Source organism: Halopseudomonas sp. 4NH20-0008 (genome assembly GCF_057548395.1).
Genome location: NZ_BAAJMD010000004.1, coordinates 131,624 through 158,102, shown reverse-complemented (window position 1 = coordinate 158,102; position 26,479 = coordinate 131,624). Strand labels below are relative to the sequence as shown.

General features: G+C 56.5%; 27 protein-coding genes. 20 read left to right on the top strand and 7 right to left on the bottom strand.

Going from position 1 to position 26,479, the window contains the following annotated elements; translation table 11 throughout:
• Positions 1–22: 22 nt before the first annotated feature.
• Together AC27HQ_RS05965 and mfd are read right to left on the bottom strand one after the other, a co-directional pair.
• The gene (locus AC27HQ_RS05965) at positions 23–586 is read right to left on the bottom strand and encodes a CsiV family protein (RefSeq protein WP_487155183.1); all 564 of its coding nucleotides are present in this window, start codon (positions 584–586) and stop codon (positions 23–25) included.
• Complete coding sequence (gene mfd / locus AC27HQ_RS05960) at positions 583–4,068, bottom strand: transcription-repair coupling factor (protein WP_487155181.1); 3,486 nt, start codon at positions 4,066–4,068, stop codon at positions 583–585. The genes AC27HQ_RS05965 and mfd overlap by 4 nt, the downstream gene beginning before the upstream one ends.
• Before the next feature lie 150 nt (positions 4,069–4,218).
• Between mfd and AC27HQ_RS05955 the strand changes: the two genes are divergently transcribed.
• Positions 4,219–5,661 (top strand): glyceraldehyde-3-phosphate dehydrogenase, encoded by a 1,443-nt coding sequence (locus AC27HQ_RS05955; RefSeq protein WP_487155180.1) that lies wholly within the window; start codon positions 4,219–4,221, stop codon positions 5,659–5,661.
• A 64-nt stretch (positions 5,662–5,725) separates the two neighbouring features.
• Here AC27HQ_RS05955 and AC27HQ_RS05950 read toward each other — a convergent pair whose 3' ends face one another.
• The gene (locus AC27HQ_RS05950; protein ID WP_487155179.1) at positions 5,726–6,286 is read right to left on the bottom strand and encodes a chalcone isomerase family protein; all 561 of its coding nucleotides are present in this window, start codon (positions 6,284–6,286) and stop codon (positions 5,726–5,728) included.
• A 278-nt stretch (positions 6,287–6,564) separates the two neighbouring features.
• On the opposite strand from AC27HQ_RS05950, the gene AC27HQ_RS05945 reads away from it, so the two are divergent.
• From AC27HQ_RS05945 to sthA, 9 genes are read left to right on the top strand one after another with little or no spacing between them, the layout of a single operon-like run.
• Positions 6,565–7,902 (top strand): Na(+)-translocating NADH-quinone reductase subunit A, encoded by a 1,338-nt coding sequence (locus AC27HQ_RS05945; protein ID WP_487155178.1) that lies wholly within the window; start codon positions 6,565–6,567, stop codon positions 7,900–7,902.
• A gap of 3 nt (positions 7,903–7,905) precedes the next feature.
• Positions 7,906–9,120, top strand: coding sequence for an NADH:ubiquinone reductase (Na(+)-transporting) subunit B (locus AC27HQ_RS05940; protein WP_487155177.1), 1,215 nt, complete (start codon positions 7,906–7,908; stop codon positions 9,118–9,120).
• Positions 9,110–9,886 carry a Na(+)-translocating NADH-quinone reductase subunit C gene (locus tag AC27HQ_RS05935; RefSeq protein WP_487155176.1) on the top strand — a complete coding sequence of 259 codons (777 nt, stop codon included), beginning with the start codon at positions 9,110–9,112 and terminating at the stop codon, positions 9,884–9,886. The genes AC27HQ_RS05940 and AC27HQ_RS05935 overlap by 11 nt, the downstream gene beginning before the upstream one ends.
• Positions 9,887–9,888: 2 nt before the next feature.
• Complete coding sequence (locus tag AC27HQ_RS05930) at positions 9,889–10,560, top strand: NADH:ubiquinone reductase (Na(+)-transporting) subunit D (protein WP_487155174.1); 672 nt, start codon at positions 9,889–9,891, stop codon at positions 10,558–10,560.
• A gap of 3 nt (positions 10,561–10,563) precedes the next feature.
• Positions 10,564–11,175 carry an NADH:ubiquinone reductase (Na(+)-transporting) subunit E gene (gene nqrE / locus AC27HQ_RS05925; protein ID WP_487155173.1) on the top strand — a complete coding sequence of 204 codons (612 nt, stop codon included), beginning with the start codon at positions 10,564–10,566 and terminating at the stop codon, positions 11,173–11,175.
• Positions 11,176–11,191: 16 nt separating this feature from the next.
• A complete protein-coding gene (gene nqrF / locus AC27HQ_RS05920) occupies positions 11,192–12,415 on the top strand; it encodes an NADH:ubiquinone reductase (Na(+)-transporting) subunit F (RefSeq protein ID WP_487155172.1) in 1,224 nt (407 codons plus the stop codon).
• A 1-nt stretch (position 12,416) separates the two neighbouring features.
• Positions 12,417–13,439, top strand: coding sequence for an FAD:protein FMN transferase (locus tag AC27HQ_RS05915; protein ID WP_487155170.1), 1,023 nt, complete (start codon positions 12,417–12,419; stop codon positions 13,437–13,439).
• Positions 13,440–13,454: 15 nt separating this feature from the next.
• Positions 13,455–13,688, top strand: coding sequence for a (Na+)-NQR maturation NqrM (gene nqrM / locus AC27HQ_RS05910; RefSeq protein WP_487155328.1), 234 nt, complete (start codon positions 13,455–13,457; stop codon positions 13,686–13,688).
• A 55-nt stretch (positions 13,689–13,743) separates the two neighbouring features.
• Entirely contained in the window at positions 13,744–15,141 is a 1,398-nt protein-coding gene (sthA, locus tag AC27HQ_RS05905) for a Si-specific NAD(P)(+) transhydrogenase (protein WP_487155169.1), read from the top strand.
• A gap of 51 nt (positions 15,142–15,192) precedes the next feature.
• On the opposite strand, the gene AC27HQ_RS05900 is transcribed toward sthA, so the two are convergent.
• The 3 genes from AC27HQ_RS05900 to AC27HQ_RS05890 are packed head-to-tail and all read right to left on the bottom strand — an operon-like array spanning position 15,193 to position 16,817.
• Complete coding sequence (locus AC27HQ_RS05900) at positions 15,193–15,921, bottom strand: glycerophosphodiester phosphodiesterase (RefSeq protein WP_487155168.1); 729 nt, start codon at positions 15,919–15,921, stop codon at positions 15,193–15,195.
• 6 nt (positions 15,922–15,927) lie between these two features.
• The gene (locus tag AC27HQ_RS05895) at positions 15,928–16,185 is read right to left on the bottom strand and encodes a phosphodiesterase (protein WP_487155327.1); all 258 of its coding nucleotides are present in this window, start codon (positions 16,183–16,185) and stop codon (positions 15,928–15,930) included.
• A gap of 47 nt (positions 16,186–16,232) precedes the next feature.
• Positions 16,233–16,817, bottom strand: coding sequence for a PilZ domain-containing protein (locus AC27HQ_RS05890; RefSeq protein ID WP_487155326.1), 585 nt, complete (start codon positions 16,815–16,817; stop codon positions 16,233–16,235).
• Positions 16,818–16,936: 119 nt separating this feature from the next.
• Here AC27HQ_RS05890 and AC27HQ_RS05885 point away from each other — a divergent pair, with 119 nt between their 5' ends.
• Positions 16,937–18,181, top strand: a complete 1,245-nt coding sequence (locus AC27HQ_RS05885) for a lipoprotein-releasing ABC transporter permease subunit (protein WP_487155166.1) — start codon at positions 16,937–16,939, stop codon at positions 18,179–18,181.
• Positions 18,174–18,860, top strand: coding sequence for a lipoprotein-releasing ABC transporter ATP-binding protein LolD (lolD, locus tag AC27HQ_RS05880; protein ID WP_487155165.1), 687 nt, complete (start codon positions 18,174–18,176; stop codon positions 18,858–18,860). Before AC27HQ_RS05885 ends, lolD begins: the two co-directional genes overlap by 8 nt.
• 55 nt (positions 18,861–18,915) lie before the next feature.
• Here the strand turns inward: lolD and AC27HQ_RS05875 are convergent, their stop codons facing one another.
• Positions 18,916–19,440, bottom strand: coding sequence for a DUF2062 domain-containing protein (locus AC27HQ_RS05875; RefSeq protein WP_487155163.1), 525 nt, complete (start codon positions 19,438–19,440; stop codon positions 18,916–18,918).
• A gap of 90 nt (positions 19,441–19,530) precedes the next feature.
• On the opposite strand from AC27HQ_RS05875, the gene AC27HQ_RS05870 reads away from it, so the two are divergent.
• The 8 genes from AC27HQ_RS05870 to murB are packed head-to-tail and all read left to right on the top strand — an operon-like array spanning position 19,531 to position 26,429.
• Complete coding sequence (locus tag AC27HQ_RS05870; protein ID WP_487155162.1) at positions 19,531–21,798, top strand: DNA internalization-related competence protein ComEC/Rec2; 2,268 nt, start codon at positions 19,531–19,533, stop codon at positions 21,796–21,798.
• A gap of 54 nt (positions 21,799–21,852) precedes the next feature.
• Positions 21,853–22,524, top strand: coding sequence for a MotA/TolQ/ExbB proton channel family protein (locus AC27HQ_RS05865; protein WP_487155161.1), 672 nt, complete (start codon positions 21,853–21,855; stop codon positions 22,522–22,524).
• A 2-nt stretch (positions 22,525–22,526) separates the two neighbouring features.
• On the top strand, positions 22,527–22,958 hold the full coding sequence (locus AC27HQ_RS05860; RefSeq protein WP_487155159.1) for an ExbD/TolR family protein: 432 nt from the start codon (positions 22,527–22,529) through the stop codon (positions 22,956–22,958).
• A gap of 23 nt (positions 22,959–22,981) precedes the next feature.
• The gene (gene lpxK / locus AC27HQ_RS05855; protein WP_487155158.1) at positions 22,982–23,962 is read left to right on the top strand and encodes a tetraacyldisaccharide 4'-kinase; all 981 of its coding nucleotides are present in this window, start codon (positions 22,982–22,984) and stop codon (positions 23,960–23,962) included.
• Positions 23,963–24,002: 40 nt separating this feature from the next.
• The gene (locus AC27HQ_RS05850) at positions 24,003–24,188 is read left to right on the top strand and encodes a Trm112 family protein (RefSeq protein ID WP_487155156.1); all 186 of its coding nucleotides are present in this window, start codon (positions 24,003–24,005) and stop codon (positions 24,186–24,188) included.
• A 2-nt stretch (positions 24,189–24,190) separates the two neighbouring features.
• Positions 24,191–24,949 (top strand): 3-deoxy-manno-octulosonate cytidylyltransferase, encoded by a 759-nt coding sequence (kdsB, locus tag AC27HQ_RS05845; protein ID WP_487155155.1) that lies wholly within the window; start codon positions 24,191–24,193, stop codon positions 24,947–24,949.
• Positions 24,946–25,416, top strand: a complete 471-nt coding sequence (locus AC27HQ_RS05840) for a low molecular weight protein-tyrosine-phosphatase (RefSeq protein ID WP_487155154.1) — start codon at positions 24,946–24,948, stop codon at positions 25,414–25,416. The genes kdsB and AC27HQ_RS05840 overlap by 4 nt, the downstream gene beginning before the upstream one ends.
• Positions 25,410–26,429 carry a UDP-N-acetylmuramate dehydrogenase gene (gene murB / locus AC27HQ_RS05835; RefSeq protein WP_487155153.1) on the top strand — a complete coding sequence of 340 codons (1,020 nt, stop codon included), beginning with the start codon at positions 25,410–25,412 and terminating at the stop codon, positions 26,427–26,429. The genes AC27HQ_RS05840 and murB overlap by 7 nt, the downstream gene beginning before the upstream one ends.
• The last annotated feature ends 50 nt before the right edge of the window (positions 26,430–26,479 follow it).

Below are 26,479 nucleotides of genomic sequence, written 5' to 3'. Positions count from 1 at the left end.
GGCAGTCGGCAAGCGGCTACTTTCAGTTGCGGCTGATAGTGATCAGTACGCCCATATTCTGATGATCCAGATAATGGGTTTCATTCAGGCGCAAACGGCGGATCTGGTGTAGGCGGTCACTGACCAGTTGCCCGGCATCGCCAATCTGCCGAGTAACCCAGGCCGTAACATGGGCCTCAAGCAGGCGTTCACGGCCAAGTCTGATCAGCGCTTGGGCAGGGTAGACCTCACCCAGCAGTGCGCCATCATTGACGGCAATGGTCATATCCGGGTCATCGGGCTGGACCCAGGCTTGATGCAGCAGCACCTGATAATTCTGTGCCTGCAGTTTGCTTACATCACCGGTCAGGCGGTAACGGCTGCTGTCAATGCGCTGCACATCACCGCGTGCGGTCGTGCTCAGCTGGGTAGCGCTGTCTGCCCAGTCAATGCTGGGTACTTCTGCGGCGCCGAGTTGCGCTGAGGGGTTACTGAAGATCACCAACTCAACGATATAGCCGCTGTTACTCTGGGCCGAGGCCTGGCTGGCAAAGCCGATCAGCAATAACAGTAGCAGGGCGTAGAGAGGGCGAGAAAAGGTTGTCATGGGCGTTTTCCTTTGCCTTGGGGTGGGGTGCCAGGGCTTTCCAGGCGGGTGATCAATGCTTCAACGGTGTTCAGGCGCAACTCAGCCGGGCCCATGGGCGCATTGAAGCGGAAAAGTGTAGCGCCTTCAAGTTTGTATCGGTTCGGCTGGTCCTGTATCAAGCGCACCAGGGTCATGGGATCAACCTGGGTATCACTGGCGAATTCCAGTCTGCCGTGCTCGGGACCCACATCAACTTTGTTGATGCCCAGTGGCAGGCAACGCAGTTTCAGCGCCGTCACGCGGAACAGGGTTTTGGTCGGTTCTGGCAGTAGCCCAAAGCGGTCGATCATTTCCACCTGCAGGTCGCGCAGGGCTTCATCGTCCGCGGCGTTGGCAATGCGCTTGTAAAGAATCAGCCGGCTATGTACGTCGGGCAGGTAGTCGTCCGGTATCAGTGCAGGCAAGCGTAGATTGATATCCGGACCACCGCCCAGCGGGGCGTCAAGCTCAGGCTGCTTGCCCTGTTTGATGGCCTTGATGGCACGCTCCAGCATATCCATGTAAAGGGTGAAGCCGACGGCCTGGATCTGACCGCTCTGGCCTTCTCCGAGTAACTCACCGGCGCCGCGAATTTCCAGATCATGGGTGGCCAGGGTGAAACCGGCACCCAGATCCTGGGCGGCAGCAATTGCCTCAAGGCGTTTCTCGGCGTCGCCGGTGAGCTTTTTGCCGGGTGGCGTCAACAGATAGGCATAGGCCTGGTGGTGACTACGGCCAACCCGGCCGCGCAGCTGATGCAACTGAGCCAGACCGAACTTGTCGGCGCGCTCGAGAATAATGGTGTTGGCGTTGGGTACGTCAATCCCGGTTTCGATGATGGTGGTGGTGACCAGGACATTGAAACGGCGGTGATAAAAATCGCCCATGACCTGTTCCAACGCGCGTTCAGGCATTTGCCCGTGGCTGATGCCGATGCGCGCTTCGGGGATCAGCGCAGCCAGGTCGGCGGCGCACTTTTCTATGCTCTGGACTTCATTGTGCAGGTAGTAAACCTGACCGCCGCGCAGCAATTCGCGCAGTACCGCTTCCTTGATGACGTTTTCCTGCTGTGGCATGACGAAGGTGCGGACCGACAACCGGCGCGCCGGTGGTGTGGCGATGATCGACAACTCACGCATGCCGGACATGGCCATGTTCAGGGTGCGGGGGATCGGCGTAGCGGTCAGTGTCAGCACATCCACTTCACTGCGCAGGGCCTTGAGTTGCTCCTTCTGGCGCACGCCAAAGCGATGTTCTTCGTCAATGATCATCAAGCCCAGATCCTTGAACTGGATATCACCCTGTAGCAATTTGTGGGTGCCGATCATGATATCCACCTTGCCCTCAGCCAGCGCATCCGCGGCGGCCTTGATCTCCTTGGTGGACTTGAAGCGTGACATGACCTCGACCTTCACCGGCCAGTCGGCGAAACGATCACGAAAGCTGTTGTAATGCTGCTGCGCCAACAAGGTAGTCGGCACCAGTACCGCCACCTGCTTGCCGCCATGTACGGCGAGGAAGGCGGCGCGCATGGCCACTTCGGTCTTGCCAAAACCGACATCGCCGCAGACCAGGCGATCCATGGGCTGGGTTTTGATCATGTCGTCTACTACCGCTTCAATTGCGGCTTGCTGATCAGCGGTTTCCTCGAAGGGAAAGGCCTCGGCAAAGATCTGGTAGTCACGATCCGGTGCGGAAAAACTGAAACCCTGTCGGGCGCCGCGGCGGGCATAGACATCCAGCAGTTCGGCAGCGACATCACGGACCTTTTCCGCGGCCTTGCGTTTGGCTTTCTGCCACTGTTCCGAGCCTAGGCGGTGCAGGGGCGCGTTGTCGTCTTCACCGCCGGTATAGCGGGCGATCAGGTGCAGGTTGGCGACCGGCACGTAGAGCTTGGCTTCATCGGCGTAGGCCAGGGTCAGAAACTCGGCCTGTTGACCCTCTACCTCAAGGTTGACCAGCCCAAGAAAACGCCCAACACCATGATCAATGTGCACAACTGGAGCACCTTCACGCAGTTCGGTCAGGTTGCGAATGACCGCATCGCCCAGGTCGGTGGCCTTGCCGCGGCGACGGCGCTGCATAACACGTTGGCCAAAAAGTTGATTTTCGGCGATCAGGGCCACCGCCGGAGTGCCGCAGTAAAGCCCCTGGTCTAACGGCGCAATAATGATGCCGATACTGCTGCTGGACTGGATGAAGCTGGGCCAGTCTTCAACGCTGTCGGGTTGCAGTTGAATGCGCGTCAGCAGTTCGAGCAGGGCCTCACGGCGACCGGCACTTTCAGCTATAAACAGGGTTTTACCATCGAAAGAGGCAAGGAACTGTTGCAGCGCCGCAAGCGGCTGATCCAGTTTGTTGTCCAGCGCCAGATCCGGCAGCGCCTGGCTGTTCAGGTTGCTGTTGCCGGTGCCGGGTTTCAGTGCTTCGGCATGGCAGATGATGCGGGCAAAACGCTTGATCCGGGCAAAACAGTCTTCAACACTGAGAAACAGCTCGGCGGGTGCCAGTAGCGGGCGGGTTTTATCCACGCGCTGTTCTTCGAAGCGGTAGCGCACATCCTGCCAGAAATGTTCGGCACTACCTTCTATATCCGGCAGGCTGAAAATCAGGGTGTTATCCGGCAGGTAGTCAAACAGGCTGTCCAGCTGTTCAAAGAACAGCGGCAGGTAATACTCAATGCCGGGTGGTACCAGACCCTCGCTGAGATCCTGATAGACCGGACAGCGGCGGTGGTCGACCTCGAAATGCTCGCGGAAGCGGGCGCGAAACTGGGTCAGTGCCGATTTGTCGAGGGGGAACTCCTTGGCCGGCAGCAGATGGATATGCTCGACCTTATCAACCGAGCGCTGGGTTTCCGGATCAAAGGTCCGCAGGGTTTCAATTTCATCGTCAAACAGGTCGATGCGCAGCGGCAGGCGGCTGCCCATGGGGTAGAGATCCAGTAGCGCGCCGCGCACGGCGTAGTCACCGTGCTCATAGACGGTATCGACACAGCGGTAACCCGCCGAATCCAGATCCAGTCGCATGCGCTCCATGTCCAGCCGCTGGCCAACTTCCAGCATCAGCACCGAGCCGCCGAGGAAGGTGCGCGGGGCAATCCGGTGGAGCAGGGTGGTCATGGGTACCACCAGGATGCCCTGGATTACCTGGGGCAGGTGATACAGGGTCTTCAGGCGCTGTGAAATGATGTCCTGGTGCGGAGAAAAACGGTCATAGGGCAGGGTTTCCCAGTCTGGAAAGGTCAACACCGGTATGTTCGGGGCAAAAAACCGCAATTCCTGCTCAAGCTGGTCGGCACTGGCCGTGTCCCGGGTAATCACCAGGCTCAGGCCCTGATGTTCGTTGGCCGCCTCGGCCATGGCCAGCGCCCTTGCTGCGCCATGCAGGTTGCCCCAGGCAACCCGGCCCGGTGCAGATTGGGCAGAGGGTAGGTGCAGAAGACGAGTGGCAACGGGCATGTTCAGGGGTCCATCGTGGAAAAGCGCCTAGTGTACCTTCCCGTGAGCGGATCTGCCGCAGTCGGTGACAATTTCCTCGGACATTGCCTCGACAGGCGAACGGCCTCATAATATGCGCCCTTTAGATCCATTGACCTGGAAGGACACGCCGTGACCAAAGCTCAATATGACCAATGTCTGGAAAACTGGACAGATCGCGAAGCCACTGCCGAGGCGATGATTCCGCTGATCGGTCGTCTGTACCGTGAACACAATGTTGTCACCTCCATTTATGGTCGGGGCCTGGTCAACCGTTCGGTGATCAGTCTTCTCAAGTCACACCGTTTTGCCCGTCAGATCGACGATACCGAGCTGTCAGTGCATGACACCTTTCCGCTGATCAAGGCGCTGCTGGATTTGAATCTGGGGCCAGCGTCGATTGACCTGGCACGACTGGTAGACAAGTTCCGCAAATCAGACAGCGATGATATGGACGCCTTCCTGCGTGTCGAGCTGGCCAGTGTCATCGGCCACAAGGGCGAGCGTCGTCAGGGCCGCGATGTGGTGCTGTACGGCTTTGGTCGTATCGGCCGCTTGCTGGCTCGTATCATGGTGGAAAAGGTTGGCGCCGGTGACGGCCTGCGTTTGCGTGCGATTGTTGTGCGCAAGGGTGCCAGTAACGACCTGTCCAAGCGTGCCAGTCTTCTGCGCCGTGATTCGGTTCATGGTTCCTTTCAGGGCACCATCAAGATCGATGAGCAGAACAACACCATCACCGCCAATGGCATTGTGATTCAGGTGATCTATGCCAGCGACCCGACCAGCATCGATTACACCCAGTATGGTATTCAGGACGCCATTGTGGTCGACAATACCGGTGTCTGGCGCGATGCCGAGGGTTTGTCCCAGCATCTCAAGTGCCCGGGTGCGACCCAGGTGGTACTCACCGCGCCGGGCAAGGGCGACATCAAGAATATTGTGCACGGTATCAACCATGCCGCCATTACTCCGGATGACACGATCATCTCCGCTGCGTCCTGTACCACCAATGCCATCGTGCCGGTACTGAAGGCAATCAACGACAAGTTCGGTATTGCCAATGGTCACGTGGAAACGGTGCATTCCTATACCAACGACCAGAACCTGATCGATAACTTCCACAAGGGCAACCGTCGTGGGCGCAGTGCGGCCCTGAACATGGTGATTACCGAGACCGGCGCAGCCAAGGCTGTGGCCAAGGCTCTGCCGGAGCTGGCCGGCAAACTCAGCGGCAATGCCATTCGTGTGCCAACGCCTAACGTGTCCATGGCGATTCTGAATCTGAACCTGAATACGGCAACCAACCGTGACGAAGTCAACGAGTATCTGCGGCATATGGCGCTGCACTCGGATCTGCACAAGCAGATCGACTTCACCAATTCCCAGGAAGTGGTTTCAACCGACTTTGTCGGCTCTCGGCATGCGGGTGTTGTGGATGCTGAGGCGACCATCTGCAACGACAGTCGGCTGATCCTCTATGTCTGGTATGACAACGAGTTCGGTTACAGCTGTCAGGTGGTGCGTATTCTGGAAGACATGGCCCATGTCAATTCGCCGGCTTTCCCGGCCTATTGAGATAGGTGCAGACAACAAAAAAGGCGCTTAAGCGCCTTTTTTGTTGTCTGCAAAGGGGTTGCATTCACCGTTCGGCGATCAACTGATTGCGCAGGCGGTCCGACAAGCCGTTTTCCTTGAGCCATATGCCGATGTAGGTTTGACCCAGTTCAGGGTCAGATGAGGCGAAGATTTCATCGCCGTTGTAACGCAGGCTTAGCCGTTGCTGGCTATCAAGTGTAAGACTATATCGGTCTTCCGGTTGAATATCGGAGAAGGTCTGATGTAGCTCATTTATGGCTGGACGCAGGCGAGTCAGCGTCGCTTGGTCGTATTGTCTCTCCAGTGCTACCCAGGCTGCTTTGATGACATCATCCCGGGCAATGGTGCGGTAGTAAAATAATTCCAGATGCATGGGATTGTCAGAGTAGGGCAACTGATCCAGGACTTGTTCCTCGGGGGTCAGCAGAGCAGCGCTGTAGACATCAACAAACAGGTAGTTGAGGACGCTGGCGTTACGCAGCACTAATGTTCGCCCGTCCACCTCCATCTGCTGGGGGAAATCGGCCTGATTCAGGCGTTTTTCGCTGGCAATGGCGACAAATGGCAACAAAAGTAGCAGTGTGAGAAACAGGCGTGACGTCATGCTGGGCTCCTAGTAGCCAAAACTCCATTAGGTATTGGGCTGCAAGCCGGGTCAATGCTGATTCAGGTTGAATGTGTAACAGTAAAAAACCCGAAAAAACCAAGTGCTTGAGTAGCATTGACTGGCCTCGGTCTTTATACTTAGCGGGATTTTTAATGAGGGTTTGTGGTCAATTCCCATTGTTCCCGCATCTGTTACCCAGATCTGTAGCTTGGGAAATCCTATTGCCGGATACCGGCCCGCCCTTGACGATTCCAACCAGTGATTAGGCTATACGTATGATAAAAATCAAACGGGGCTTGGATCTGCCAATCACCGGCTCACCAGAGCAACGCATTGAAGACGCCCGCGCCGTGCGCAGTGTCGCTGTTGTCGGTTTTGATTACCACGGTATGAAACCGACCATGGAAGTGCAAGAGGGTGACCGGGTCAAATTGGGACAGATACTGTTCAGCGACAAGAAAACCCCCGGCGTGGTTTACACCGCACCGGCTGCCGGTGTTGTAAGTGCCATCAATCGGGGTGAAAAGCGGGTGTTGCAGTCGGTTGTCATCGATATCGATGGTGACGACGCAGTCGAGTTCAAGTCCCACGCAGCTACCGAGCTGGCCAGCCTTGAACCAGCTCAGGTTCGTGAACAACTGATTCAATCGGGATTGTGGACGGCGCTGCGTACGCGTCCGTTCAGCAAGGTGCCTGCGGTTGACAGTAAGCCCAGTTCGATTTTTGTGACCGCCATTGATACGCATCCTCTTGCGGCCGACCCGGTTGTGGTGCTCAAGGATTATGCGGCTGACTTCGAGAACGGTTTGACGGTTCTGGCACGTCTTTGCCGTATCTGGCTGTGCAAAGCCGATAATGCCAATCTGCCAGGTGAGAACCTGGATGGCGTCCGCGCTGCAAGTTTTTCCGGACCACACCCTGCAGGTCTGCCCGGCACGCATATTCACATGCTGGATCCGGTCAATGCCGAGAAAAACGTTTGGCAGATCAACTATCAGGACGTAGTGGCCATCGGCAAACTCTTTACCAGCGGAAAGCTCTGGACCGACCGCATCGTTGCTCTGGCCGGTCCTCAGGTTGAGCAGCCGCGCCTGCTCAAGACCCGCCTGGGAGCCAATCTGGACGAGTTGTGTGCTGGCGAATTGAAAGCCGGTAACAATCGGCTGATTTCCGGTTCTGTTTTCGGTGGTCGTCACGCCTTCGGTTCGGTTGGTTATCTTGGACGGTATCATCAGCAGGTGTCAGTCTTGGCTGAAGGCAACGACAGACAAATGCTGCACTATTTGCGTGCTGGTGTTGAAAAGCACTCTGTGCTTAACATCTTTGTATCAAAGCTGGCTTCCAGCAGGCTGTTCAACTTTACAACGACAACGAATGGTAGTCCGCGCGCCATGGTTCCGGTCGGGAACTACGAAATGGTCATGCCGCTGGACATTCTGCCAACGCAACTCTTGCGCTACCTGGTCGTCGGTGACACGGACATGGCCCAAAAGCTCGGTTGTCTCGAGCTGGATGAAGAAGATCTGGCCCTGTGCAGCTATGTGTGTGCCGGCAAGTACGAGTACGGCCCGATTCTTCGGGACAATCTCACCCGAATCGAGAAGGAGGGTTAAGCCATGGGTTTGCGCGCATTTCTTGACAAGATCGAACACAACTTTGAAAAGGGCGGCAAGCACGAAAAGTGGTACGCCCTCTACGAAGCCGTGGATACGTTTTTCTATCGTCCTGGCAGTGTAACCAAGACTACGGCCCACGTTCGCGATGGCCTGGATCTTAAACGCATGATGATCACCGTATGGCTGTGTACCTTCCCGGTGATCTTCTATGGCATGTACAACATCGGTTTTCAGGCCAACAGCATCTATGCGGCCAATCCCGACCTGTTGGGTACCCAGGAAAGCTGGCGTATCGGCCTGATTGCCCTGTTTGCCGGGTTTGATCCAGGTAGCTTGTGGGACAATCTGGTGCATGGTGCGGCCTATTTCCTGCCGGTTTATGCCGTTACTTTCATTGTCGGTGGTTTCTGGGAGGTGTTGTTTGCCTCTATTCGCAAACATGAAGTGAATGAAGGCTTCTTCGTCACCTCTATCCTGTTTGCGCTGATCCTGCCGCCGGATATTCCGCTTTGGCAGGTTGCTCTGGGTATCAGCTTCGGCATCGTGATCGGTAAGGAAGTCTTTGGCGGCACCGGCAAAAACTTCCTTAACCCAGCGCTGACCGGGCGTGCCTTCCTGTTCTTCGCCTATCCGGCGGAAATCTCGGGCGACGCCGTTTGGACTGCGGTTGATGGTTACAGTGGCGCAACGGCGCTGAGTCTTGCTGCTGCCGGTGGTATCGAGCAGGTCGTTGCCAATGGCATTACCTGGATGGATGCCTTCCTTGGCAATATCCATGGTTCCATGGGTGAAGTCTCGACCCTGGCGATTTTCCTTGGTGGCGCAGTGCTGCTGATGACCAAGATAGCTAACTGGCGCATTGTGGTCGGTGTGATGCTGGGCATGATCGCGCTGAGCACATTGCTGAACTTCATTGGCTCATCAACCAACCCCATGTTTGCCATGCCCTGGTATTGGCACCTGGTGGTTGGCGGCTTTGCCTTCGGTATGATTTTCATGGCAACCGATCCGGTATCAGCCTCCATGACCAATCAGGGCAAATGGGTGTTTGGTGCGCTGATCGGGGTAATGGTGGTGCTGATTCGCGTGATCAACCCGGCCTTCCCCGAAGGCATGATGCTGGCCATTCTGTTTGCCAACCTGTTCGCCCCCCTGATCGACCACTTTGTGGTCCAGGCCAATATCAAGCGGAGGCTCGCTCGCCATGTCAGCTAAGAAAGAATCCGTTGGCCGCACCATAGCTGTGGCCCTGGCGGTCTGCCTGGTGTGTTCGGTAGTGGTGTCTGCTGCTGCCGTTGCGCTTAAGCCAGTGCAAATCACCAACCAGTTGCTGGACAAGAAACGCAACATTCTCTCCATCGCCGGCCTGCTTGAGGAAGGTGCAGACGTCGAGTCTCAATTTGAGAAAGTGACAGCGCGTCTGGTCGACCTGCGCACGGGTGAGTTCAGTGACGAAATGGACCCGCTGACCTATGACCAGCAAAAAGCCGCTAAAGACCCGGCCCTGTCCTCGCGCCTGGATGCCTCTGACGACATCGCCAGTATTCGTCGCCGTGAGCATTTTGCCACTGTCTATATGGTGGAAAACGAGGACGGTATCGAAACCATGATCCTGCCCATTCACGGGTATGGTCTGTGGTCCACTCTTTATGGCTTCATTGCCCTTCAGGGTGACTTGAAGACGGTTGTCGGTCTGGGCTTCTATCAACATGCCGAGACGCCTGGTTTGGGTGGTGAGGTGGATAACCCGAACTGGAAAGATCAGTGGACAGGCAAGCTGGTTTTCGATGAGCAGAATGAGGTGGCTGTGCAAGTGCTCAAGGGCAGCGTAGACAGCAGCAACCCGAATGCCGAGCACCAGGTTGACGGCCTGGCAGGTGCTACTTTGACCAGTCGCGGTGTTGAGAACCTGGTGCGTTTCTGGCTGGGTGAGAACGGCTTCGGCACATTCCTCGAAAACATTAATGCAGGGGAGGCATAATCATGGCCAAGGCAAGTGCCAAACAGGTTCTGTTTGATCCCATTTTCAGTAATAACCCCATCGCCTTGCAGATTCTTGGTATCTGCTCTGCGCTGGCCGTAACGACCAGTCTCAGCGTGACACTGGTCATGTGCCTGGCATTGACCTCGGTGACAGCACTGTCGAACCTGTTCATCTCGGTGATCCGCAATCAGATCCCCAGCTCAATCCGCATGATTGTGCAGATGGTGATTATCGCTTCACTGGTGATTGTGGTGGATCAGGCGCTCAAGGCTTATGCCTACAGCATCAGTAAGCAATTGTCGGTGTTTGTCGGACTGATCATTACCAACTGTATTGTAATGGGCCGGGCTGAAGCCTTTGCCATGCAGAACCCGCCGCACATGAGCTTCCTTGATGGTGTGGGTAATGGTCTGGGTTACAGCTTTATCCTTATCGTTGTGGCCGTTATTCGTGAGCTGTTTGGTGCGGGTAAGCTGCTGGGTTACGAAATTCTGCCAGTGGTTAACGAAGGCGGCTGGTACCAACCAAATGGCATGCTGCTGTTGCCGCCCTCTGCTTTCTTTATTATTGGTCTGATCATCTGGGCGTTGCGTTCTTGGAAGACCGAGCAGGTTGAAGCTGTCGAGTTCAAGATGGCTCCCCAGAGTCGCGCCCTCAAGGAGGCTATGTAAGCCATGGTCGAGCATTATATCAGCCTGCTGGTGCGGGCAATCTTTGTAGAGAACATGGCTCTGGCGTTCTTTCTTGGCATGTGTACCTTTATTGCCATTTCCAAGAAAGTCCAGACCTCATTGGGCTTGGGTATTGCGGTGGTTGTGGTACTGACCATTACCGTTCCGGCCAACAACCTGATCTATACCTATTTGCTGAAGGACGGCGCGTTGGCGTGGGCGGGCATGCCTAATGTTGACCTGAGCTTTCTCGGCCTGCTCAGTTACATTGGCGTGATCGCTGCGTTGGTGCAGATTCTGGAAATGTTGCTGGATAAGTTCGTGCCGTCCCTTTACAACGCCCTTGGGGTATTCTTGCCTCTGATTACGGTGAATTGCGCCATCCTCGGCGCTTCATTGTTCATGGTTGAACGCGACTACTCCCTGGATGAAAGTATCGTTTATGGCTTTGGTGCTGGCGTTGGTTGGGCTTTGGCCATCGTTGCACTTGCTGGTATTCGCGAGAAACTCAAATACAGCGATGTACCCGATGGTCTGCGCGGCCTGGGCATCACCTTCATCACCGTGGGGCTGATGTCCCTGGGGTTCATGTCGTTCTCCGGCGTGCAACTGTAAAGAGGAGCTGTAACTGATGAATATCGAAATCATTCTGGGCGTCGGAATGTTTACGGCCATTGTGTTGTCTCTGGTTGCCATTATTCTGATTGCCCGCTCCAAGCTGGTCAGCAGTGGTGACGTATCCATTGAAATCAATGGAGAGCGCACCATTACGGTTCCGGCTGGCGGCAAGCTGTTGAACACCTTGTCTGCCAACGGCATCTTCCTGTCCTCTGCCTGCGGTGGCGGTGGTACTTGCGCTCAGTGCAAGTGCATTATTGAGGAAGGCGGTGGCGAGATGCTGCCGACGGAGGAGTCGCACTTTACCAAGCGTGAAGCCAAGGAAGGCTGGCGCCTGTCCTGTCAGGCACCGGTCAAGCAGAGCATGAAGATCGAAGTGCCGGAAGAAGTTTTCGGGGTGAAAAGGTGGGAATGCACTGTGGAGTCCAACCCCAACGTGGCGACTTTCATCAAGGAGCTGACCCTGAAGTTGCCGGAAGGCGAAAACGTCGACTTCCGCGCCGGTGGTTATGTTCAGCTGGAGTGCCCGCCGCACACTGTTCACTACAAGGACTTTGATATTCAGCCGGAATTCCGCGGTGACTGGGACAAGTTCGATCAATGGCGTTTTGTCTCCAAAGTGGATGAAACGACCATTCGCGCCTACTCCATGGCCAACTACCCGGAAGAGCGTGGTGTGGTCAAATTCAATATCCGTGTAGCGTCGCCGCCGCCCGGCCGTGATGATTTGCCGCCCGGCAAGATGTCGTCCTGGGTATTCAGCCTCAAGCCCGGTGACAAAGTTGTGGTATACGGACCCTTTGGTGAGTTCTTTGCCAAGGAGACCGATGCGGAAATGGTCTTTGTTGGCGGCGGTGCCGGTATGGCGCCGATGCGTTCGCATATCTTCGACCAGCTGCGTCGTTTGAAATCCAAACGCAAGATCAGTTTCTGGTACGGTGCGCGTTCGCTGCGTGAGGCTTTCTACGTCGAGGAGTTCGACCAGTTGGCTGCCGAGAACGAGAACTTTGAATGGCACCTGGCATTGTCTGACGCGCTTCCGGAAGATAACTGGACCGGCCCGACTGGTTTTATTCACAACGTTCTGATGAATAACTACCTGAAGGACCATCCGGCGCCAGAGGACTGCGAGTTTTACATGTGCGGCCCGCCGATGATGAACGCTTCAGTGATCAAGATGCTGCAGGATATGGGCGTAGAGCCAGAAAATATCATGCTCGACGACTTCGGCGGCTAGAATGCTGTCTGGCGTCATTCGGCCCGTTATCGCTGTTGCCCTGGCAGCAGCCCTAGCGGGCTGTTTCAATTCTGCTGACCCGGTTGTCGAGGTGACGGGGTTGACCATGGGCAGCAGCTACTCGGTCAAGTGGGTTGCCCGTGACGAGGCACCTGATCAAGCTAGCCTGCATGCGCAGATCAATGCCCTGTTTACCGAATTTGAAGCCGAGGCATCAACCTGGCGTGATGATTCGGTACTGTCACGTTTCAATCAACTGCCCTCGGGTGGCTGCATCTCTGCACCGGTCTCACTGCGTCATATGCTTGAAACCGCTGACCGGTTACATGAACTGAGTGGTGGCAGTTTTGATTTGACGGTCGGTCCTTTGCTCAGACTATGGGGCTTTCACGGAGGTGATGGCAGTCAGGTCGTCCCGAATGAGTCCGAGCGTGCAGAGGCCTTGCAGCGTGTGGGTCAGCAGCATCTGCGCCTTGAGGGTGAGCAACTGTGCAAGGACGCTGATGTATCCGTTGATGTCAGCGCCATTGCCGCCGGCTATATGGTTGACCAAATTACGGAACATTTGCTGCAGCATGGCATCACAAGTTATATGGTTGAAGTGACGGGTGAGCTCAAAGCCGCTGGTCGCAAACCCGACGGCAGTGCATGGCGTATCGCTATCGAGGAGCCACGAGACCATAGTCGCATTGCACATTTGATCATCAATCTGGATGGTTACGGCGTCTCGACATCCGGCGATTACCGTAATTATTTCGAGTATCAAGGCAAGCGTTATTCGCACACCTTCGATCCGGTCAGTGGTCAACCTGTCATGCATCAGTTGGCGTCGGTTACGGTTCTTGATCGCTCAACCGAAATGGCTGATGGTCTGTCTACGGTTCTGCTGGTCAAGGGACCTGAGGCAGGCTGGGCATTTGCCATTGAACAGGGTATTGCAGCGCTTTTTGTGCTGCGCGAGGGTGAGGGTTTTGTTTCCCGCTTCACCCCGGCATTCGAGGCCCTTAAACGGGGCGAGGAGTAAAATATGGGCATGGGCATGATCTGGTTGGTGGCATTTCTGGTCATGGCGTTGGTTGTGGTTGGTATGTCTGTTGGCGTAATGATGGGGCGTAAACCCATTGCTGGGTCCTGTGGCGGTATTGGTGCTACTGGTCTGGACAAGGCATGCGGTATCTGTGGTGGTGATGTCAGCAAATGCGAAGAGGCAAGTGAGCGTGCCGGGGTGGTTCAGCGGCCTGAGCTGGCCCGTGACGCGACCAAGGTCGACTAGTTCAGCATCAAGGGCTGTGGCAGCCTGTCGCTATTATCAACAAGGAAACAGATGAATGGCCGTGTACAACTACGATGTCGTGGTGCTGGGTTCAGGTCCTGCGGGGGAGGGTGCGGCAATGAATGCCGCCAAGCATGGACGAAAAGTAGCTGTAGTTGAGGAGCGCTCTGCAGTAGGTGGCAACTGTACCCATCTGGGTACTATCCCGTCCAAGGCCCTGCGCTACTCGGTCAAGCAGATCATCCATTTCAATACCAACAATATGTTCCGCCAGATCGGCGATCCGCGTTGGTTTTCTTTTCCCGACGTATTGAAAAGTGCAGAACGGGTTATCGAAAAGCAGGTTACCTCACGGACCAGCTACTATGCCCGTAACCGTGTGGATATTTTCTTTGGCAAGGGCAGCTTTGCTGACGATCACAGCATTGAGCTGGTCAATAAAAGCGGTATGGTTGACCGTTTGATTGCCAAGGAAATCATCATTGCTACCGGCTCACGTCCCTACCGTCCGGCCGATGTGAACTTCAGCCACCCACGCATCTATGATAGCGACACCATCCTCAAACTCAATCACACCCCGCGCACCCTGATTATTTACGGTGCAGGCGTGATTGGTTGTGAATACGCTTCTATCTTCTGCGGACTGGGGGTCAAGGTTGACTTGATCGATAACCGCGATCGGCTGCTGAGCTTTCTCGATGACGAGATCTCCGATGCCCTGAGTTATCACTTGCGCAAGAATATGGTGTTGATCAGGCATAACGAGGAATACGAGAGCATCGAGGGTCTGGATAGCCGCGGCGTGGTGTTGCATCTGAAGTCGGGCAAGAAGCTCAAGGCCGATGCACTGCTCTGGTGTAACGGCCGAACCGGCAATACCGACGGACTTGGTCTGGAAAATATCGGCCTGAAAGCCAATGGCCGCGGCCAATTGAGCGTAGATGAGAATTACCGTACCTCGGTACCGAATATTTATGCCGTGGGCGATGTGATCGGTTGGCCGAGCCTTGCCAGTGCCGCTTTTGATCAGGGGCGCTCAGCAGCGGGGAATATTGTCAGCAATGATGCCTGGCGATTTGTTGATGACGTGCCCACCGGCATTTACACCATTCCGGAGATCAGCTCGTTGGGCAAAACTGAGCGTGAGTTGACTGAAGCCCAGGTGCCCTACGAGATTGGTCAGGCGTTTTTCAAAAGCATGGCCCGCGCGCAGATCACCGACGAGCCAGTGGGCATGCTCAAGCTGTTGTTCCACCGTGAGACGTTACAAGTGCTGGGTATCCATTGCTTTGGTGACCAGGCATCCGAGATTGTGCACATCGGTCAGGCGATCATGAACCAGAAGGGCGAAGCCAACAGCATCAAGTACTTCGTCAATACGACGTTCAATTACCCGACCATGGCCGAGGCTTATCGGGTTGCTGCTCTGGATGGATTGAATCGGCTGTTTTGACGATGCTGGCTAAAAGCCCCGAAAGGGGCTTTTTTTATGGCTGGGTTGCAGTTACTTGTTCTGGCCTAGCGTGGTAACGGCTAGATGCGGAAAGTCGGTGATCAGGCTGTCAACGCCCATGTCGACCAGTTGCAGCATCAATGTCGGATCATTGACCGTCCATACGGAGACATGCAGGTCTTGTTTGTGTGCCTTTCGAACGCGTTGCGCGGTGCAGAGCTTCCAGTTGAGGATCAGGTAGTGGCAGCCGTAGCGCTTGCAGCTTTTCACCGGGTCAAGCAAGCCGTATTCCTCAACCAGCCCAGTGGGCAGGCTGAAACCTGAGTCCCGTGCGGTTTTCAACAGGGTACGACTGCTGGAGGTGACAACCACCTTGTCGTGCAACTGAAAACGTTCAACTAGTGCCATGACTGTATCCAGAACAATGCGCGACTGTCCGCTGGAACCACTTTTGACCTCCAACTGATAGTGCACAAAATCAGGGAAGCCGGCAAAAACCTGTTCAAGGCTGGGAACATGACAGGGTTCTGGCCAATCTGGACCATTCAGACGAGCATCCATACCCATCAGTTCTGCGGCCGTATACCGGGCCACCTTGCCGCCCAGGCCGGTCGTGCGTCGTAGGGTCGGATCATGGATCACCATGAGCTGATGGTCGGATGACAAATGCAGATCCAGTTCCACGCGAATAACGCCTGCGTCCAGCGCACATTGAAAGCTGGGTAGGGTATTTTCCGGGGCTTCACCGCGGGCTCCGCGGTGACCATATATTTGGGTCATTTTCGTTCAATTACCCGTGCGGCGATGCTGGCGCACGCTGTGGATGACCTTGTCGAATTCGAAATAGACACTGAAGTCACTGTAGTCCCAGCGACTGATCGGCGGTTGCCCAACGGCGGGGTGGCGGGTTGAAGGTTCGCCATAGAGCTGACTGACGCGGCTGGTGCTCATGCCGCGTTGCGGCAGGCTTGCGTTGCTTTGTGCCGCCTGTTGGCCCAGGGGGATTGCCAGGGTGTCAGCTTGAGCAAGGGTGCTGCCCATCATGAAGGGTGTGGATAGCAGGGCTAGGGTGGCGAGAGCGAGACGTTTTTTCATGTTGGCGTCCTTTCGTTGGTTTTGGCAGCACGGATTTCCTGTGCCTGTTTCTGCAGAATATGCCGCGCCAGCAGTTGACGCTGGGCATCGTTGAGGTGTTCAAAGCTGACGCCTATGGTCCAATCCCCTGTGTCATTATCGAGGTCGCTGCGTATGACCTGTGCCGGCAGTATCAATCCAAGGGGTGAGGGTAGCAGGACCATGCGGATAGCCAGCCAGGATTCGGCCGGGTAACGGCAGGTCGCTTTAAAGGACATGCCGCCCTCACTCAGAGTAACCTGCTGCGGAGAGTTCAGTTCGCCTGTCAGTTGCATTGCCAGTGCCTTGCCTACCAGGTCAACGCGCTTGTTGATGATCTTCAAGTAATGGGCTAGGGCACGGTCGCGCTCGGCAATTTGACGCAGCAGGTGCTGCGACTCGTAGTCCAGCAAGTGCAAATCGCTGAGTAAATTAAAGAGGGGCGACGACTCATCAAAGCCGCTGTCCTCCATCTCGGGCCCGGATACCGGACGGACTTCCAGTGCCAGCGTATCGTGGATACGAAAGAAGTCGCGTTTGTCATCATTGTCTTGGTCATTCATTTGCATGACATATCCTGCGCTGACAAGCTGAAGCGCTGAACAACAAGGCTGAATCAGTGTAACATGCCTTCCCATTCAGCCATTGATCAGGGTTCAGTCCTTGAGGTAGCCGGTAATTCATGTTCAGACCCTTACCTTTTTTTATCGGTTTGCGATACACCCGTGCCAAACGCCGAAACCACTTCATATCATTTATATCACTGATTTCCATGCTTGGCCTCACCCTGGGGGTGTTGGTCATGATTTTGGTGCTATCGGTGATGAACGGTTTTGACCGTGAACTGCGCACGCGGATTCTTGGCATGGTGCCGCATGCGACCATCAGTTCGCCACAACCTATTGATGATTGGCGTACGTTGGCTGACCAACTTGAGGCGCACCCCAGAGTAGAAGCGGCAGCCCCCTTTGTACAGTTGCAGGGCATGCTGACACACAATGGCAATGTTGCCCCGGTGTTGGTCAATGGTGTGCTCCCGGAGGCGGAAGGACGGGTATCGATCATTGAGCAGCATATGACAGCCGGGGCCTTGACCGATCTTCAGGATGGCGAGTTCGGCATTATTGTTGGCGAGCTTATTGCGCGTCGTTTTCAGGTCGCTGTCGGCGACAAGCTGACCTTTGTTTTGCCGGAAGCATCAGTTACGCCGGCCGGTGTTTTTCCACGCTTGAAGCGTTTTCATGTGGTTGGCATTTTCAAGGTTGGAGCCGAGCTGGATAGCTCGTTGGCCATGATTCATGCCGGCGATGCGGCACGCTTGTCGCGTTGGCAGCCTGGCCAGGTTCAGGGTATCCGGATCAAGCTGGATGATTTGTTCCAGGCGCCGAATGTTGCCTGGGAGCTGGCGGTTACCTTGCCCGGCGAGTTTTATGCCCAGGACTGGACCCGTACCCATGGCAATTTGTTTGCTGCCATTCGCATGGAGAAAACCATGATCGGCCTGCTGCTCATGCTGATCGTGGCCGTGGCTGCATTCAACATCATTTCCACGCTGGTTATGGTGGTGACCGACAAGAAGGCGGATATTGCCATCCTGCGTACCCTGGGAGCATCCCCAGCCACTATCATGGGTATCTTTATGGTTCAGGGTTCGGTCATCGGGGTGGTAGGTACCCTGACGGGGGGGGTATTGGGTGTGCTGGCGGCGTTGAATGTGTCAGCTATGGTGGCGGGTCTTGAGAAACTCTTTGGTGTGCAGTTCCTCAGTTCTGATGTGTATTTCATCAGCTACTTGCCGTCTCAATTGATCTGGAGTGATGTGCTGGTGATCTGCTCGACTGCGCTTGGGATGAGCTTCCTGGCAACACTGTATCCGGCCTGGCGTGCTTCGCGCACCGAGCCGGCGGAGGCTTTGCGTTATGACTGATGCCGTTCTGGAATGCCGTAAACTGACCATGGAATATGCCATAGGTCCACAGCGTCTGCGGGTGCTGGATGGTGTTGATCTGAGCTTGAAGGCCGGCGAGCGGGTAGCCATTGTCGGCAGCTCAGGTTCAGGCAAGACAACACTGTTGAACCTGCTTGGCGGACTGGATACACCGACTTCTGGCGAGGTCTGGCTTGCAGGTCGGCAGATATCGGCCATGAAAGAGTCTGAGCGTGGTCAATTGCGCAATGCCGGATTGGGCTTTGTTTATCAGTTCCATCACTTGCTGGCCGAGTTCAGCGCGCTGGAAAACGTCTGCATGCCCCTGCTGATAGGCAAAACGCCAATAGCTGAGGCCCGGGAACGGGGTCAGCAGATGCTGGCCAAGGTAGGCTTGCAGCATCGGGTTGAGCATAAACCGGCTGAGTTGTCTGGCGGCGAGCGGCAGCGGGTGGCTATCGCCCGAGCACTGATTGCCCAGCCTGCCTGCGTTTTGCTGGACGAGCCCACCGGGAATCTTGATCAGACCACTGCGCGCAGCATCCAGCAACTGATGCTGGAGCTTAGTCAAAGCTTGAATACCGCCTTCATGGTGGTGACGCATGACCTCACGCTGGCTGCCCAGATGGATCGGGTCATGCATCTGACGACGGGCTGTCTGGCTGAACAGCCGCGCTGAGGTATCCGCTGTTGGCCGCCAACCCGTGTTGCGCCGGCCAACGACCCGATATATCTCAATTCTGTCGAAGACGTCGCATTTTGCGCTTCTGCCAGTTGCGACCAACCCATATACGCCAATACAACATGGTTGCCGCATAGCCTGTCAGGGCCAGCAGTGCACCCATGATGATTGCGCCCAGAAACAGTGGCTGCCAGATGTTGTGCAGCTCGGACATCAGCCAGGTCAGCGACATTTCCATGGGTACTGTGCGCTCCGGAGTGCCCAGCATCAGGGTGCCTACCTTGTACTCGGCGAAGAAAATGGCTGGCATGGTCACCGGGTTGGTCAGCCAGACCAGACCGACCGAGATCGGCAGGTTAGCCCTGGCCGGCATGGCGATGACGGCTGACAACAGCATCTGCATGGGTATCGGTAGCATGCCGATGAACAGACCTATTGCCATGGCACGCGCGACGCTGTGGCGATTCAGATGCCAGAGGTTAGGGTCATGCAGCATGGCACCCATAAAGCGGAGTGATTTACTCTGCTTTATACGCTCTGGGGTGGGCATGTAGCGCTTGAAGAATCGCCGCGGCATGACAAATTGTCGATCAGGGAAATGGATAGCAATTATGCACGGATTGTCAGACGCGGACTACCGCCTGACTGCAGAGGAAACACATTAGCCATGCCAGCAGAGGTGGGTCTGAAAGGGCACTTGCTGGTTTTCATTGTTGGCCTGCTTGTACCGCTGACGCTACCGGTATTGCCGGGCATGGGCTGGATCCTTGTGTCTGTCGTTATAGCTTTGCCCCTGGGGGTGCTAGGAGGCTGGCGGCGATTAATAGCAGTGTTTGTGCTCGGTTTTGTCTGGGCCGTACTCTGGCATGGGCAGGCTATCGACAAGCGCCTGGATCCAGCGTTGGATCAACAGCAGGTCTGGATTGAAGGCAGAATCAGTGGCTTACCCGAGGTCACTGAAAACGGCTGGCGTTTTATGCTCGATCAGGCGCGGGTTATCGAGACGGGGGAGTCACTGCCCTTGATGCGCGTTCATTGGTATGGCGGTGAGCCAGTTCAGCAGGGTGAGCTTTGGCGCCTGCAGGCACGCTTGCGGCGGCCTAAGGGCATGTCCAATCCGGGCGCATTCGATTACGAGTCCTGGCTCTATGCCAAGGGTATCGGTGCACTTGCCAGTGTTCGTCAGGCGGAACGCGTGGTCGCGGCGGATAGTACCAGCCTGGATAACCTGCGGGCTCGGGTCAGGGCCGAGCTTGAGTCGGCGTTGCAAGAGCGCCGTGGTGGTTTGCGCCTGATTGCACTGGTTGTGGGTGATCGTGGCGTGTTGTCGCGGGAAGACTGGTTAGTCCTGCAGTCCACTGGAACCAGTCATCTCATGGTGATTTCCGGGCTCCACGTTGGCATGGTGGCTGCGGCCGTATTCCTGCTTGTCAGCCTGTTCGGACGCTCCGGACTCATCAGTTTGCCTTGGCCGCGTCTTTGGCTTGCGGCTCCCCTGAGTATTATCGCGGCAGCGATTTATGCGGGCCTTGCGGGCTTTGCCGTGGCAACCCAGCGGGCGCTGTTGATGGTCTCGCTGGTACTGCTTGCGCGTCTGCTCTATCGCCAGCCAAGTCCTTGGTTTTATTGGTTGATGGCTTTTGCCCTGGTAGTACTGGTCAATCCTGCAGCCCCGCTGTTGGCTGGTTTCTGGCTGTCTTTCGTGGCGGTGGGCTTGTTGATTTTCGGTATGTCAGGACGTTTGCTGCAGCGCGGTGTCTGGTGGCGTTGGGGCAGGGCGCAATGGGTGGTCTTCCTCGGGCTCTGGCCCTGGCTGATGCTGTGGGGTATGCCGGCCAGTCAAACTGCCCCGCTGATCAACCTGTTAGCCATCCCTTGGGTCGGTCTGCTGGTTGTGCCAGCCGCATTATTTGGCACGCTGGTGCACCTCATACTGGGCCAGTCATGGTTGCTCTGGCTTGCCGCCGAGAGTCTGTACTGGTTGTTTCTTGCTCTGCAGTGGGCCGCTGAGTTACGTGCGCCGCAGTTGCTGGCCTTTCCGGGCTGGATCAATTGGTTGCTGGGTTCTGTGGGTGTGCTTGCCTTGCTCAGTCCGCTCTCAAGGTTGCTGTGGTTGCCAGCGGTACTCTGCTTGTTGGCGCTAGCGGCCAATCCTGTTCCCAGGCCCGACGAAGGGCAGTTGTGGGTTACCGTGCTGGACGTTGGACAGGGACTGTCTGTTCTGCTTCAGACCCGTGAGCATGATGTGCTGTATGACGCCGGCGCAAGATTGACTAGCGGTTTTGATCTGGGTGAGGCAGTTGTTCATCCTGCCTTGCTGGCACTCGGGGTTAGAAAACTGGATCTGCTTATGGTCAGTCACGCTGACAACGATCATGCCGGTGGGGCGCCGGCAATCAAGTATCACTTGCCTGTCAGGCGGGTGCTGGCAGGGCAGCATGAGGCCCTGGATGCAAGCTTGCAGGCCACTGCCTGCCAGCCTGGCGAACGTTGGGAGTGGAACGGTATCCCGTTTGAAGTTCTCTACAGTGCCCCGTCTCCAGCGCCTGCCAATGAGCGTTCATGCGTATTACGTGCGGGTAAGATCGGTGCGGGTGTCTTGCTGCCGGGGGATTTGGGTATCCGTGGTGAATATCAGATGCTTGATAAGGAGCTGAAAGCTGAACTGTTGTTAGCACCTCACCATGGTAGCCGCAGTTCATCATCCTATGCTTTCATCAGAACTGTTGATCCTCGTTGGGTGGTGTTCAGTGCGGGGCAGGGTAATCGATATGGGCACCCGCATCCCAAGGTTGTGGAACGTTACCGAGAATTGGCTGTGGAACCTGTTTATACTAGCCGCTCAGGCGCTTTGCGCTTTATTCTGGATGACCAGGGTTCCAATCGCCTCGATTGGGTCTGGCGACAGCGGGCCAGACGCTTTTGGCATGAATAATAAAAGGCTTTGCCCTGTGCTAAAGTCGCTAATCATTTGGGGGAGGGATTGCGTGTGTGGGAACTGATCAGTGCGGGCGGCTGGCTGATGCTGCCGATAGTCTTGTCTTCGGTCATTGCGGTGGCCATTATCATCGAGCGGTTGTGGGCCTTACGCAGTAGTCGAGTTGCTCCGCAAAGTCTTCTGGGTCAGGTCTGGCGCTGGATTCGAGACGGACAGATGGATGCTGGAAAGCTGAAGAGCCTGCGCAGCAATTCTCCACTGGGTGAGGTCATGGCGGCCGGTCTGGCCAACGCCAAGCATGGTCGGGAGATCATGAAAGAGTGCATCCAGGAAGCGGCGGGCAAGGTTATCCATGAACTGGAACGCTACTTGAACACACTCGGGACCATTGCGGCCATTACCCCGTTGCTGGGTCTGCTGGGTACCGTGATCGGCATGATCGATGTGTTCAGTGCCATCATGATTGAGGGTACAGGCAACACCGGTGTGCTTGCCGGTGGTATTTCCAAGGCGCTGATTACCACTGCCGCGGGCCTGACGGTGGCGATTCCTGCACTGTTCTTCCACCGCTTCTTTGTGCGCCGGGTAGATGAACTGGTGATCGCCATGGAGCAGGAGGCAACCAAGCTGGTAGAGGTCATGCAGGGTAACCGTGAGGTTGAAGGCAGCGGCCTGCCTGGCAAGGAAAAGGCCACCCGCCCTGCAGCACGCAAGGGAGCCTGATTGTGAATTTCAGACGCCAGAGACAGGAGGAGGCCAGCGTCAATCTGACCCCCCTGATTGATGTGGTTTTTCTGTTGTTGATCTTCTTTATGGTGTCCACCACCTTTACCCGTGAAACCCAGCTCAAGCTTGATTTGCCGCAGGCTGCCTCAGGGGAGCCGGTCGAGATTCAGGAGCAACAGATCGAATTGACCATCTCGGCTTCCGGCGAGGTGGCAATCAATGATAAGGCTCTGCTGGCGCCCGCCCTTGACACGCTTAAAGCGGCGCTGCAGCGCGAGTCTGGTGGCGATAACAGCTTGCCGCTGATCATAACCGCCGATGCGCAAACGCCTCACCAATCGGTCATCATGGCCATGGATGCCGCCGGACAGCTGGGCTTCAGCCGCTTGCGCCTGACAACCAGTGAAATGGAGGCGGGCGACTCCCGGTGAAGGGGCTTTCCCTGGAGCAGTTCATGTTGACGGCTTGGTACCGTGGCAGCGGCTGGCTGCGCCTGTTGCGGCCATTGTCGGCGCTCTACGCCTGTCTGGCAGGCCGGCGTCGGCAGCGTTTTCTGGCCAACTCGGAGCGAATCTGGCAGCCCCCGGTACCGCTCATTGTCGTTGGCAACATCACCCTGGGTGGAACCGGCAAGACCCCGATGTGCATCTGGCTGGTCGAGCATTTGCGTCAACATGGCTGGCGTCCGGGTATCATCAGTCGCGGCTATGGCGCCTCTGTTGAGCAGTATCCCCATCTGATCGATCCCCTTTGCGACACAGCATTAATGGTAGGGGATGAACCCCTGTTGCTTGCCAGCCGTTGTGGTGTGCCGGTGGTTATCGATCCGGATCGGCCCCGTGCGGCGCAGCACCTGCTCAGTAATGCCGAGGTGGATCTGATCATCAGTGATGACGGCTTGCAACATTACGCTTTGGGTCGACAGATTGAAATCGTCATGCTGGACGCGGTGCGCGCGCTGGGTAATGGTCGTTGTTTGCCCGAGGGGCCGCTACGCGAGCCGGCTGCGCGTCTGCAACAGGTCGACTTTATCGTCAGTACAGGCGCCAATAGCGATACCGATGGCCGTTATGCCATGGCTTTGAGTCCCCTGGCACTGGTCAATGTGCTCAGTGGCGAGCGTCTGGCTATCGCCGATTGGTCGGCGGAAAAGGACATAGTGGCGGTTGCCGGTATAGGCAATCCGCAGCGTTTTTTTGCCGCATTGCAGCAACTGGGCTTCCGCCCGGAAACCCATGCCTTTGCCGACCATGCGCATTATAATGCGGCTAGTTTTGCTGCCTTTGACCCAAGTAAAAGCCTGTTCATGACTGAAAAGGATGCCATCAAATGTGCCGGCTTTGCCCGAGCCAACTGGTGGTATCTGAGCATTGAGGCAGGCTTGAGTGCTGCCTTTGAATCGGCGCTGCTGGCGCGTCTGAGTGCGCTCAGATAGCCAATGGAAACACCCCGTTCCTTGAATCAGGAGTCGTCTGATGGACCCCAAGTTGCTTGATATTCTGGCCTGCCCGCTGTGCAAGGGGCCGTTGGTGCAAAGTGCCGACAAGCGTGAACTCTGGTGCCGTGCCGATGGCCTGGCTTTCCCGGTGCGAGACGGCATTCCGGTGATGCTGGAAACCGAGGCCCGAACGCTGGATGCCGATGAGCGGTTGGATCGCTGATCATGTTCCACGTCATTATTCCGGCCCGTTATGCCTCGACCCGTCTGCCCGGCAAGCCGCTCCAGGATATTGCGGGCAAGCCGATGATTCGCCATGTCTGGGAGCAGGCATGTAAAAGTCAGGCACTGAGTGTCACCGTGGCGACTGATGATCAACGCATTGTCGATGCCTGCAAAGCCTTTGGCGCTGAGGTTCTGCTGACCCGAGATGACCACCCCTCAGGTACCGATCGTCTGCAGGAGGTGGTCAGCCACCTGGGTTTGCCGCATGAAGCCTGCGTGGTCAATGTCCAGGGCGATGAGCCTTTGATCCCACCGGCCCTGATCGACCAGGTGGCCAACACTTTGCTGAGTTATCCGCAGGCCAGTATCGCGACCCTGGCGGAGCCCCTGCATGATCTGGACAGCCTGTTCAATCCGAATGTGGTCAAGCTGGTAACGGACCATGATGGCCGTGCTTTGTACTTCAGCCGCGCCCCGATACCCTGGTGTCGGGACGATTTTGCCCGTCAGCCCAAAGTTATGCCGACAAGTCTGCCGTTCAGACGGCATATTGGCCTGTATGCCTACAAGGTGAGCTTTCTGCACGATTACGTCAGTTGGCCGGTCAGCCCGCTGGAAACGGCCGAATCTCTGGAGCAGCTGCGGGCCTTGTGGTTTGGCTGCCAGATTCAGGTAGCCGATGCGCTCGAGGTGCCGCCAGCCGGCGTCGATACTCAGGCCGATCTGGACCGGGTACGGGCATTGCTGGGGGCAGGATGACCCGCATTCTGTTTGTTTGCCTGGGTAATATATGCCGCTCGCCAACCGCCCAGGGCGTTTTTACCAGCCGCATGCAGGCCAGGGGCTTGCGTGCCGGCATCGAGGTGGACTCGGCCGGCACGGGGGGGTATCACCAGGATGAGGCGCCGGATCGGCGCGCCACTGCAGCGGCCAGACAGCGGGGTTACGATATTGCTCATCTGCGTGCCCGTGCTGTAACAGACAGTGATTTTGAGCGTTTTGATCTGATTCTGGCGATGGATCGCAGTAATCTGGAAAACCTCCTGGGCCGCGCACCCGAGTCGGTCCGCGAGCGTATAGGCCTGTTCATGGACTATGCGTCAGGTTGGCCAGAGGAAGTCCCCGACCCCTATTTTGGTGGCGCTGAGGGTTTCGAGCAGGTACTTGATATGCTTGAGGCGGCGTCCGATGCGCTGCTCGATAGCCTTGAGTCGCGCCCATGCTGAGCATACGCAATCAGGTTCCGCTGGCTGAGTACAATACCTTTGGCATCAGTGAGCAAGCCGAGCGGCTGGTTGAAGTGCAAACGGATGCCGAGCTACTTGAAGCTCTGGCCTTGGCCAAGGCCCAGGGCTGGGCCCTTACTCTGCTAGGCGGTGGTAGTAATGTGGTGATTTCATCGGCCTTGAGCGGGCTGGTGGTGGTCATGTGTAGCCGTGGTCGGCGTATTCTGACGCGCGGGCAGGGCTGTGCCCTGATTGAAGGCGAGGCGGGCGAGAACTGGCATGCGCTGGTGAACTGGACGCTGGATATGGGACTCAGTGGACTGGAAAACCTCTCCCTGATTCCCGGAACCCTGGGTGCCGCGCCGGTTCAGAATATCGGTGCCTATGGCGTCGAGCTGGTTGATGTATTTGACAGTCTGGATGCCCTGGACTGTGAAACCGGTCAGATCTGTCAGTTCTCGCGCGAGGACTGCCACTTTGCCTATCGCGAATCGCTGTTCAAGGCCTCAGTGGGCCGCTATATCATTTTGCGCGTCCGTCTTCGCCTGGATACTCGCCCCAGTCTGCGGGTCAGCTATGCACCGCTGGCTGCGGCCTGGGCTGCAACCGGATTGAAACAGCCAGACCCAAGGGTCGTCAGTGAGCTGGTGTGCGCACTGCGGCGCAGTAAGCTGCCGGATCCGAAGGCGCTTGGTAACGCTGGCAGCTTTTTCAAAAACCCTGTGGTCAGCAGTCAGCAGCTTGACGATTTGCTCGCACGCTGGCCGGGCATGCCCTGGTACCCGCAAGCTGACGGCTCAGCCAAGCTGGCCGCCGGTTGGCTGATAGATCAGGCCGGTTGGCGTGGCTTTCGTGCCGGTGCTGTAGGGGTGCACAGTGAACAGGCTCTGGTTTTGGTCAATTTCGGCGCAGCGCGAGGGGGTGATATTCTCGAGCTGGCCCAGCGCATAGCTGATGATGTGCGGGCGCGCTTTGGCGTTGAGCTGGAGATGGAGCCGCGTGTGCTGCGTTGAAGCTCGGATATCAAGGGGTAGACATGAAAAAGGGGATGCCATGGCATCCC